At 63.3% G+C, this 10,815-nt stretch carries 6 protein-coding genes; 4 read left to right on the top strand and 2 right to left on the bottom strand.

Translation table 11 applies throughout. From position 1 onward, the window contains the following. Positions 1-106: 106 nt before the first annotated feature. Entirely contained in the window at positions 107-2,407 is a 2,301-nt protein-coding gene (locus DW233_RS05855) for an LTA synthase family protein (RefSeq protein WP_118267209.1), read from the bottom strand. A 213-nt stretch (positions 2,408-2,620) separates the two neighbouring features. Here DW233_RS05855 and DW233_RS05850 point away from each other — a divergent pair, with 213 nt between their 5' ends. The 4 genes from DW233_RS05850 to DW233_RS05835 all read left to right on the top strand — a co-directional run bounded on the left by DW233_RS05850 (position 2,621) and on the right by DW233_RS05835 (position 8,157). Then, positions 2,621-3,490: a nitroreductase family protein gene (locus tag DW233_RS05850; protein ID WP_118267208.1), complete on the top strand. Its 870-nt coding sequence runs from the start codon at positions 2,621-2,623 to the stop codon at positions 3,488-3,490. Positions 3,491-3,649: 159 nt separating this feature from the next. Then, on the top strand, positions 3,650-5,677 hold the full coding sequence (locus tag DW233_RS05845; protein WP_089573158.1) for a KUP/HAK/KT family potassium transporter: 2,028 nt from the start codon (positions 3,650-3,652) through the stop codon (positions 5,675-5,677). Between the two features lie 136 nt (positions 5,678-5,813). Next, complete coding sequence (locus DW233_RS05840) at positions 5,814-7,439, top strand: ATP-binding protein (protein WP_118267206.1); 1,626 nt, start codon at positions 5,814-5,816, stop codon at positions 7,437-7,439. A gap of 4 nt (positions 7,440-7,443) precedes the next feature. Beyond that, positions 7,444-8,157 (top strand): response regulator, encoded by a 714-nt coding sequence (locus tag DW233_RS05835; RefSeq protein WP_117648427.1) that lies wholly within the window; start codon positions 7,444-7,446, stop codon positions 8,155-8,157. A 94-nt stretch (positions 8,158-8,251) separates the two neighbouring features. On the opposite strand, the gene rlmKL is transcribed toward DW233_RS05835, so the two are convergent. Continuing rightward, positions 8,252-10,810 (bottom strand): bifunctional 23S rRNA (guanine(2069)-N(7))-methyltransferase RlmK/23S rRNA (guanine(2445)-N(2))-methyltransferase RlmL, encoded by a 2,559-nt coding sequence (gene rlmKL, locus DW233_RS05830; RefSeq protein ID WP_118267204.1) that lies wholly within the window; start codon positions 10,808-10,810, stop codon positions 8,252-8,254. Positions 10,811-10,815: the final 5 nt, after the last annotated feature.

Genomic DNA, 10,815 nt, shown 5'->3' with positions numbered 1-10,815 from the left:
CACGCAAAGGGGGCCACTTAATGTGGCCCCCGTCTTGCGCAGGACTGTTTGAGCAGCAGACCTTTCCCGCGCCTCCGCCTGCCGCCGATTTGGGCCCCCGACCCCGTTACTTGATCTTGGTCGTACCCGGCGCCAGGTTGGGGTCGGTCTCGTTGGCCTCGGTCTGGAAGTGCTCCGTATAGACGTTCTTGCCGTCGCGGAACATTTCGTAGTACTGCATCTTGGCGTAATCCTCACGCGCCTTGGTGGCGGCTGCGGCTGCGGCGTCGTCACCGGTGACGTTGGAGGAGAGCGCCCAGCGCAGGCTGGCGTCCTCGTAGCCCACGGAGTTGATGGCGGGCAGCGACTCGCGCAGCGTCATGTGCGCTTTCTGGTAGTCGGTCAGCGGTGCGCCGATCAGTTGCATCAGCTGGGTGGACAGGTAGTTGGTGGACAGGTCGTCGACCTCGCTCGTCTGGTCACAACCGGCAACGTCGTAGTTAGCCCAAATGATGTAGTCGGTCTGCCACAAGCGCTCCTGGTGGGTGGCGTCGTCCTCGCCGGTAAACCACTTATCGTTGAACTTGGACGGGAAGAACGGCTGGTGGTCGCCCCAGAACACCACGACCACCTTGCGGTCGAGCTTGCTCAGGGCGTTGAGGAAGTAACGCAGCGCTTGGTCGGACTGCTCGATGCACGAGACATACTCGTCAACATCGGAGAGCGTGCCGTCCTCGACGGTCTTAGCGTCCAGGTCGGTCGTGTCGATGTTCAGGTGCATCTGCTTGTCGACCGGCAGCAGACCCGTGTCGTAGCCCGAGTGGTTCTGCATGGTCACATCGAAGATAAACTGCGGATCGGCGTTCTGGTCGAGCAGCTCAAGAATCTTGTCGTAGGTTGCCTGGTCGGTCACCATGCCGCGCAGGGTATCGGCGCCTTGGAAATCGTTGATGGACAGGAACTGGTCAAAGCCAAAGTCCTTGTAGACGTTCTCGCGGTTCCAGTTGGTCGCGTGGTTGGGGTGCATGGCCGTGGTGGAATAGCCGAGCGATTTGAACTGCTCTGTCAGATTCCCGGTCGTTTCCATGTTGTAGATGGTGTAGGGGTACACGCCCGAGCCCAGGTTGGCCATGGAGTTGCCGGTCATAAACTCAAACTCGGTATTGGCCGTGCCGCCGCCGTAGGCGCTCACGTAGAGCTTTCCGCGGCTGAGGCAGTTGGACAGGTTCTTAAAGTACTGCGGACCTTCGTAGCCGGCGCGCATGTTCTGGTAGATCGACAAATCCGAGAACGTCTCGTTCATGATAGCGATGACCGTGGGCTTCTCGCTGTCGAACTGCTCCTTTGCGGCGGCGCGCTCGTCGCTCTTGGCCGCGTCGGATTTGTCGTAGGCCTTGGCGTACTTTTTGAGCGTGGCCTTGGCGTCATCGACAGAATAGTCGGCGGGTTTGGGCGGCTTGATGGACTGTGCCGCGCTAATAAAGGCAGGCAGATAGCCCTCGCGCCAGTAGCTCTCGAGCGGACGCCAGGTGTAGACGGTGATGCCGAGGGTGTTGTAGTAGTCGATGAGCGTGACATGCGCGGTCACGCCGCCCAGGCACAGCACCGCCACGAGCAGGTTGGTGAGCAACATGCGCTTGGCGTTGGCGGCGCCCTTCTGACGGTGCGGCGCGACCAGGCCGGCGTACTCGCACAGCAGCATGGCGATGGCGGTAAAGCCCATGGATAGCACGCAGAACAGCGAGATCGAGAAGGTGTAGCCGGTGCCGGCGACTGCGGCGGCGGTGGAGATGGCCGAAAGGTCGCCCGGCTGGATGGGCATGGATTTAAACGTGATGACAAAGAACTCGGCAATGCCCAGGACAAAGAGGGCAAAGGCCAGGACCGCGGGAGCTGCGCCGTGGCGCTGGAATAGGAAGAACAAGCCAGTCATGAGTGTGGCGATGATGGCCCACTCGAGCAGGATGCACAGGGGGTAGACCCAGGTAAAGTCGTGGTTGGACGAGACCTCCATGCCCAGCAGCGCAAAGACGCCGGCGAGCAGCAGGCACAGGACGGCGGCGACGAGCGGTTTGCCCACAAAGGCGCCGCGCAGGCGGGCGAGCTTGCCGGTGGGGGCGGGGGCGTCGGGCTCGGCGAACGCAAAGACGCGCGGGGCGATGCGGTCGCGGGCGATGCTGGCCCAAGCGCATCCGGTGAGGATGGCGTTGGTCAGGATGAGCATCACAAAGGCGAGCGGCTCGTTTTGGGCGACGAGGCCAATGGCACCCCAAATGGTCAAAAAGAGCTGGAACAGGCCGAAGGCGACGCTCCACCCAAGAGCGCTTTTGGCAACGGTGCCCGACTGAGCGCGAATGGCCTTGGCCTCGCGCAAGACAAGGTAGACGGTCGCCGCAAGACCGACGAGCGAGATGGCGGCAGCGAACATGCTGAGACTCCTCACAAACTAAAACCTACGAAAGCGGGGGTTTACCCGATTGTTACCAAGATATGCGCTGCAATTGGTGTCTGCGCACAACAACCAGCCATATTAACGCGCACGTGTGGCGGTGTGGCGCAATGTGGTGGCGACCTGCGCGATAATGGACGGGAATTACACGGAAACGTAAAGGCTTCTTAAAGAATTAGCGAGGATGAGGCGATGAACGAGCAGGTTTGCAAGGCGGACATGGGCGGCGATGGAGCGGCGGTCGATACGTGCGGCTATCCGGTCGAGACCACGGGCAATGCGGTGCTGGACACGTTGGAGCACCGTTCCTCCACGCGCGCTTTTGCGCGCGATGACGACGGCCGACCCGTGGCGGTGACCGACGAGCAGCGGGCGGCGATTCTGCATGCGGCGAGCCGTGCGCCGTCGGCAGGCGCCATGATGATGTATTCCATCGTGAGCATCCGCGAGCAGGCCACGCTCGATCGTCTGGCCGACCTGTGCGACCACCAGCCCATGATCGCCAGGGCGCCCTGGGCACTCATATTTGTGGTCGACTATGCCAAGTGGATCGATCTGTTTGAGCATGTGGGTTGCTTTGAGCCCGAGTTTGTCGAGCGCACGGGCAAGGCGCCCCGCCGCGCGCCGGGTTTGGGCGACTTTGCCATCGCGGCGCAGGATGCCGTGATCGCCGCGCAAAACGCCGTGGTTGCCACCGAGGTCCTGGGGCTGGGGAGCTGCTACATCGGTGATATCGTCGAGAATGCCGAGGAAGTTGCCGCACTGCTGGACTTGCCTCCCTATACCATGCCGCTGTCGATGCTCATCATCGGCACGCCCCGTAAGGAGCGCCCGGCAATCGCGCATCCCGTGGTGAACCTGGTGCACGAGGAGCGTTATTGTCGTGCCGACGCCGCGACGATGGATGCGCAGGTGGCCGAGATGGATGCGATGTTTCGCCCGCACGCCCGCGAGGTGGGCGAGCGCGTCATCGACATCTACACCCGTAAGCACACGAGCCCCTTTATGGCCGAGATGAGCCGCTCTATGGAGTGGTGGTTCAAAAACTGGCTCGGAAAATGACGAATGTGACAAAGGGGGCGTCCCTTTGTCACATTCCATATCGCCGCGGTGGCCTAAAGGCCGCATAAATGTTTATCTAGCTGGGAAAACGGTGCCATTAAAATATGGGCTGATTACATATAATCCCGTCGAACGTTAAAATTGGGAGGAAACCGGCTTATGGAACAAAAGGCAAAGGAAGTAGCCTCGCACGCTGCGATTCCTGTGAGCATCTCGGCGATGCTCGTCACGCTGGGCGTGGTGTATGGCGATATCGGCACCAGCCCCATGTATGTAACCAAGGCGCTCGTTGCCGGCAACGGCGGCATCGGAAGCGTCACGCAGGAGTTCGTGCTCGGCGCGCTCTCCCTTGTCGTGTGGACGGTCACGCTGCTGACGACCGTCAAGTACGTGCTGATCTCGCTGCGCGCCGACAACCACGGCGAGGGCGGCATCTTTGCCCTGTACAGCCTGGTCAAGCGCTGCGGCAAGTGGCTCATCATCCCCGCCATGCTGGGCGGCGCGGCACTCCTCGCCGACGGCATCCTGACGCCTGCCGTTACCGTCACCACGGCCATCGAGGGCCTGCGCACCATCCCGGCGGTCCATGCCGTGCTCGGTGACGACCAGGGTCGTGTCGTCGCCATCACGCTTGCCATCATCATCGCGCTCTTCTTGGTGCAGCGCATCGGCACGGCCAAGATCGGTCACGCCTTCGGCCCCATCATGACGCTGTGGTTTTTGTTCCTGGGCGGCACGGGCCTGTTCTTTGTCTGCCAGTATCCCGCGGTGCTGCTGTGCCTCAACCCGTTGCGTGGCATCGCTTTTCTGCTGAGCCCCAACAACCACGCGGGCATCATGATTCTGGGCAGCTGCTTCCTTGCCACCACCGGTGCCGAGGCGCTCTACTCCGACATGGGCCATGTGGGCCGCGGCAACATCTACGCCACCTGGCCGTTCGTTAAGTGCTGCCTGCTGCTGTCCTACATGGGCCAGGGCGCGTGGCTTATCAACAACGCCGGCAACCCGGAGCTCATGGGTATCGCCGACCTCAACCCCTTCTACCAGATGCTCGCCCCGGGTCTGCGCCCCTTTGCCGTCGGCCTTTCCACCGTCGCGGCCATCATCGCCTCGCAGGCGCTCATCACCGGCGCATTCTCGCTGGTGTCCGAGGCCAGCCGCCTGGACCTCATGCCGCATATGCAGGTCTTCTATCCTGCCGAGACCAAGGGCCAGCTCTACATCCCCATGGTCAACAACGTCATGCTCGTGGGCTGCGTCGTCGTGGTGCTGCTGTTCCAGAACTCGGCGCACATGGAGGCCGCGTACGGCCTGGCCATTACCCTGACCATGATGTGCACGACAATGCTGCTCTTCTTCTATCTGCACGTGGAGCGCAATCTCAAGGTCGCGCCGTGGATCTTTGCCGCCTTCTTCCTTATGCTCGAGGGCTTCTTCTTTGTGAGCTCGCTCACCAAGTTCTTCCACGGCGGCTATTTCACCATCCTTATGGCCGCGCTCATCATGGGCATCATGGTGTGCTGGTACAACGGCACGGCGGTTGAGCAGCGCCAGTTTACGCTGCTGCCGCTGCGCAGCTATCTGCCGCAGCTCAAGCGCCTGCGCGACGACGATCGCTACGAGCTCGTGAGCGACAACATCGTGTACCTGACCAAGGACACCAACACCGACTATATCGACCGCGATATCGTCTACTCGATTTTGGACAAGCACCCCAAGCGCGCTCGTGCCTGGTGGTTCGTGAACGTCGAGACCATGGACGAGCCGCATACCTTTGCCTACTCGGTCGAGACGTTCGGCACCGACTACGTATTCCGCGTGCATCTGTACCTGGGCTATAAGATCAACCAGCGCGTCAATGCTTACCTGCGCCAGGTTGTTCAGGACCTGGCTGCCAGCGGCGAGCTGCCGGCGCAGACGCACGACTACTCGGTCTACAAGGATCCGGGCAACATCGGTACGTTTAAGTTCGTCATGATCCGCAAGCTGCTGGCGCCCGAAAGCGACGTGGAGCCCAGCGAGCGTACGGCCATCACGCTCAAGTACATCATCCGCCGCGCTGCCGGCACCCCCGCGCGCTGGTACGGCCTGGAGAACTCCAACGTGAGCTTTGAGTACGTGCCGCTGTTCACCAAGTTTAAGGCCGTGAGCAAGATGCAGCGCCTGGCTCCCGACGAGCGCCCGTAGTCGACGTCTGCTGTTTGTCTAGCGACTGCGGGCTGCAAAGGCTATACACTTGAAACCACCACAAGGAGGCCACCACCACAAAGGTGCCTGTCCCCTTTGTGGTGGTTTTTGTTTTTGAGAGAGGGGCGGGGCGCTGATGGACGTCCATGCGGACGGCGATATTGCCGAGAACTTTTGGTGGCGGCGCACAACGCTGACGCGTCGCAGCCCTCTGTATGACGCCTGCGTATCGGCGGGGCTGCTGGCCGCGGCGACGATTGTGGGCGCGCTGCTCGACCATCCGGGACTCGCGCCGAGCATCATGATCGTCTATGTGTTCGCCGTGCAGCTGTGCGCATTCTTTACCTGGAGCCGCCTGTATTGCCTGCTGAGCTCGGCTGCTGCCGTGGCGCTCTACAACTATTTGTTTGTCGACCCGCGCTACTCGTTGTCGCTCATCGACCGCGTCTATCCCGGCATGTTCTTTATCATGTTTGTGGTCTCGCTCGTGTCGAGCTCGATTGCGCTGGCCCTGCGCCGCGCCTTGGCGCAGGCTGCCGCCAGCGACCGTCGCACGCAGATGGTGCTCGAGACCAACCGCATGCTGCAGCGGTGCGGCGATCAGCAACAGATTGTGCATGCTATGGCAACGCAACTGGCGCGTCTTTCGGACTGTCCGGTCGTGTGGTATAGCGCCGATGCCGACGACGATGACCTGCTGCCGCGCACGATGTACACGGCCGTGGGCGATGCCGCGCCGGTGCACGAGCTGGCGCGGCAGATGCCGCCACGGCTCTCGGCATCCGCCTATGTGGGAACGCCGCTCGATGCCACCTATGGCGGCTCGGCGTTCTTTGGCATATACCTGACCGTGCACTCGGGCGACACCATGGTGCGCGCGGGTGATCCCGACTCGGTGGTGGGGGTGCTCGCCATTGTCGCCGAGCCCGATGCGCTGACGCCCGAGGAGCGGACGCTTGCCGATGCCATCGTGAGCGAAGGCGAGCTGGCGCTCGATCGAGCCCGCGCCATGGAGGCCCGCGAGGAAGCGGCGGTGCTTGCTAAAAACGAGCAGCTGCGCGCCAACTTGTTGCGCTCCATCTCGCACGATTTGCGCACGCCGCTTACCAGCATTTCGGGTAATGCCGACGTGCTGCTCGACCAGGGCTCGACCGGCACCGCCGTGCTCGACGACCAGACGCGCCGCGGCATGCTCCTATCCATTCGCTCGGATGCGCAATGGCTCAACGCCACCGTCGAGAACCTGCTCGCCATCACCAAGCTCGAGGGCGGCGGTATGCACCTGTCGACCACGCTCGAGCTTATGGACGATATCGTCGAGGAGGCGCTGCGCCACGTAAACCCGGCCGTGCACGAGCACGACCTCAAGGTGGTGGCGTGCGACGAGCCGGCGCTCGTCAACGTCGACGCGCGCCTGATGGTGCAGCTGGTGGTCAACCTGGTGAACAACGCCATCACCTATACGCCCTCGGATTCGCATATCGTGATCTCGATTGGCGTCGACGACGGATGCGTGGCGTGCTCGGTGGCCGATGACGGCCCGGGCATTGCACCCGAGGACCGCGAGCGCATCTTTGAGTCGTTTTACACCGCCAACCATGGTCTGGCCGATAGCCAGCGCAGCGTGGGTCTGGGGCTTTCGCTTTGCCGCTCCATTGCGCTGGCACATGGCGGTAGCATAGAGGTTGCCGCGGCGGACCCTCACGGTTCGGTCTTTACGATTGAGCTTCCCGCCGCCGACGTTTCGTTTGATAAGGAGTAGCGCTGTGCCGAACTCTGCCGTGAAACCGCTCATCTTGGTCGTTGAGGACGATCCCGCCGTCCGCAACCTTATCGTCGCCGCGCTCGAGGCGCACGGTTTGCGCCATATGGCTGTGGAGACCGCCCACGCCGCCATCGCCGCCGCTTCGTCGCAGGCGCCGAGCATTGTGCTGCTCGATCTGGGCCTGCCCGATATGGACGGCGTCAAGGTGGTGGAGTCGGTGCGCGCGTGGTCGGGCATGCCGATCATCGTGGTTTCGGCGCGCAGCGAGGACGCGGACAAGATCCGAGCGCTCGATGCCGGCGCCGATGACTATCTGACCAAGCCGTTTTCGGTCGAGGAGCTGCTCGCGCGCATCCGCACGACGCTCAGACGCCTTTCGTATGCGCAGACGGGCGGCGTTGCCTCCGAGGGCTCGTTCGATACCGGTGAGCTGCATATCGATTTTGATGCCGGCATCGCCACGATGGATGGCGAGGAACTACATCTGACGCCGATCGAGTACAAGCTTTTGTGCCTGCTGGCGCACAACGCCGACAAGGTGCTGACGCACCAGTTTATCCTGCACGAGATTTGGGGCACGGCAACCAAGAGCGACCTGGCGAGCCTGCGTGTCTTTATGGGCACGTTGCGTAAGAAGATCGAGTCCGACCCCGCGCATCCGCGTTACATCCAAACCCATGTAGGCATTGGCTACCGCCTAGTCACCCAAGGCTAGATCGCCAACCACCATCCCAATATGAGTTGCGGTGAAATACGGTCTAAATTTGCCTAATTCCAGGCAAAACAGTCCGTATTCCACCGCAACTTTGTTATCTGCCCTTAGGCTTGCTGGCGTAGAACTTCTTCTTTTTGGGCTTGCCGGCGGGGGAGGGTTTGCCGGCAAAGTTGGACTTGCCGTTGCCGGCCTGCGCGTGCGCGGGTACTGCCGCACGGGGCTTGCGGGCCTCGGGGTTGCGCAGCTCCTCGGTTCGCTCGGCAATTTCCTCGGCGCTAAAGCCGACCTCTGCCATGGCGTCCTCGATGGGCAGGCGGCGCACGATATAGCAATGGTGCACCTTCTGGTTGCGTGCGAAGTCCTCGGGGATGGTCTGCGCCGTTATGTCCTGTAGCACCACGCCCGCGCGTGCGAGCTTGCGTGTCTCGGGGCGGAAGCCTCGCAGGTTGCAGCTAAAGATGGCATGGCCGCCCTGTGCGAGCAGGCGCGATACGCCGGCCAACAGCTCAACATGGTCGCGCTGGACATCCCAGGTGCGGCGGCCCATCTTGGACGAGTTCGAGAACGTGGGCGGGTCGACAAAAATCAGGTCCCAGCGGTTGCGCGTCTGGCGCTGGTCGCGAATCCAGGCGAGCACGTCGTCGCGCACAAAGTGATGCTGCGGACCCACAAAGCCGTTCTGGCGCATGTTGCGCTCGGCCCAGTCCAGATAGGTGTTGGAGAGGTCGACCGTCACGGTCTCCTCGACGCCGCCATCGGCCGCGTAGCAGGTGGCGGTGCCGGTGTAGGCAAACAGGTTGAGGAAGCGACGCGCCTGCTTGGCGTGCTCGCGCACCAGGTTGCGGGTGACGCGGTGGTCCAAGAAAATGCCCACGTCCAGGTAGTCGTCAAAGTTGACGGCAAAGGTAAGGCCGCCCTCCTCGATGAGCGGGAGGCGACGGCGTGCGATATTGGCGCGCTCGCCCGATCCGCCCTTGCCGGCGCCCTGCTTGCCGTACTGCGAGCCGCCACGCGAACGCATGCGGGCCTTGGCGTGCACGTGCTCGGCCGGAACATCCAGGATGCGCGGCGCGATGGCCAAGATATCGAGCATGCGGGCCTGGGCCAGCGCCGGGTCGATGGTCTTGGGTGCGGCGTATTCGGCGATGACGAGCCAACGGCCCGGTGTCTGCGGGCAGCCCTCGTACAGGTCGATGGCGGCGGAGTAATCGGGCAGGTCGGCATCGTAGACGCGGTAGCAGCTCACGCCCTCGCGCTTGGCCCACTTGCGGCGCAGGCGTGCGTTCTTGCGCAGGCGGTTGGCGAATTGCTCGGACTCGGGGATGAGCACGGGCAGCGGCTTGCCGTCGCCCAGGTCGAGCGTGGCGGCAGGTTCGGACATGGGGGTGTTGGCGGCTTCGTCTTCGGCATCTGCGGTCTTGTCCTCGGCATCCGTGCTGGTCGCAGCTTCAAATGCCGCGGCAGCGTGGTCAAGCGAGGGCCAAACCTCAATAGTCGCCTCTTCGTTGTTGGGCATGACGGCGATGGAGCGCGCGGGCTCGGCATGGAGCGCGCGGGCCATAAGGCCGTCGCGAGTGAGCGCGGCGACCGGTGCGGTAGCGAGCTCGGGCGCGCGGCGCAGCTCGCCGACCAGCGTCATGGCGTCGTGCATGAGCGAAAGCGGCGTCTCGGTGGTGTCTGCGACCACGGCAACGCCGGCGACAGCACCCGCATGGTCCAGCACGGTGGCGGGCTTAGCGGCGCAAAAATCGACAAAGCGCTTGTAGCCGGCGCACTTGACCATGCGCTCGGCGGTCTTGCGCGCGGCGGGGTCGATGTCCACGGCCACGATGCGCGCCTGGCGCTCGCGCGCCGCCGCCTCGCGCTCGCGCGCCTCGGCAAGCAGCTGCTCCCATAGGGCGGCATCGTGCAGCTGCCAGCCCTCAAAGCCCCAGCGCTCGCGTGCGGCGCCCGGGGCGCGGTCGGTCAGAATGTTCACGGCCTCCAGCAGCAGGCCGCCGCCGGCGCACGAGGCGTCGATCAGCGTGGGCAGGGCCTCGTTTTCGTAGTCGTCGGCCGTCAACTCGCGCTCGCATAGCGCGGTCCAGCCGACCTGCGAAAGCACCAGGGCGGCGTAGTCGGGGCGCAGCACGTGCGCGCCCTCGCCGGCTCGAGTCGCGGCGGGCGGCAGGCGCTTGAATAGCGGGTCGCCCGAAAGGTCCAGGCTTATACTCGCGCGGCGCTGACGCAACGAAAGCAGCAGGTGGACATCGGGGTCGGCGGCATCGACATCGGCGCGACGGCCCGTGGTCTCGGCGAGGCGGTCGCACAATGCGTCCTTGGCGCGCAGGGCCGAGAAGCGCGTGTTGCGCAGCTGCTCGGTCACACCACGGGCAGTGATGGCAATGGTGGCGCCGGGGCGGACGATGTTTTCCCAGGCAATGTCGTAAACGGCATCGTACAGCTCGTCGGCATCCTGTGCCTCAAAGCGTCCGAGCACCACAAACACGCGGCTGGCCAGGCGCGACCACAGGCAGGCGCGGTAGCCTTGCTCGAGCTCGCCCTCAAACGTGGCGCGGCCCTTGAGACGGCGGACATGCGAAAGCCCGAGCCGTTTAAGCTCGTCGGCGAGTGCGGACTCAAAGCCCTCGGGGCAGCTTGCATAAAATTCCATGGGTG

It is taken from the genome of Collinsella sp. AM20-15AC (assembly GCF_003471405.1).
Lineage (GTDB): Bacteria > Actinomycetota > Coriobacteriia > Coriobacteriales > Coriobacteriaceae > Collinsella.
The sequence above is the reverse complement of the archived record's forward strand: the minus strand, read 5'-3'. Positions and strand labels throughout refer to the sequence as shown.

What these genes read in the sequence shown, in the direction of transcription:
- DW233_RS05855 (WP_118267209.1), bottom strand. Translation starts at nt 2,407, where the DNA reads ATGTTCGCTGCCGCCATCTCGCTCGTCGGTCTTGCGGCGACCGTCTAC.
- DW233_RS05850 (WP_118267208.1), top strand. Translation starts at nt 2,621, where the DNA reads ATGAACGAGCAGGTTTGCAAGGCGGACATGGGCGGCGATGGAGCGGCG.
- DW233_RS05840 (WP_118267206.1), top strand. Translation starts at nt 5,814, where the DNA reads ATGGACGTCCATGCGGACGGCGATATTGCCGAGAACTTTTGGTGGCGG.
- DW233_RS05845 (WP_089573158.1), top strand. Translation starts at nt 3,650, where the DNA reads ATGGAACAAAAGGCAAAGGAAGTAGCCTCGCACGCTGCGATTCCTGTG.
- rlmKL (WP_118267204.1), bottom strand. Translation starts at nt 10,810, where the DNA reads ATGGAATTTTATGCAAGCTGCCCCGAGGGCTTTGAGTCCGCACTCGCC.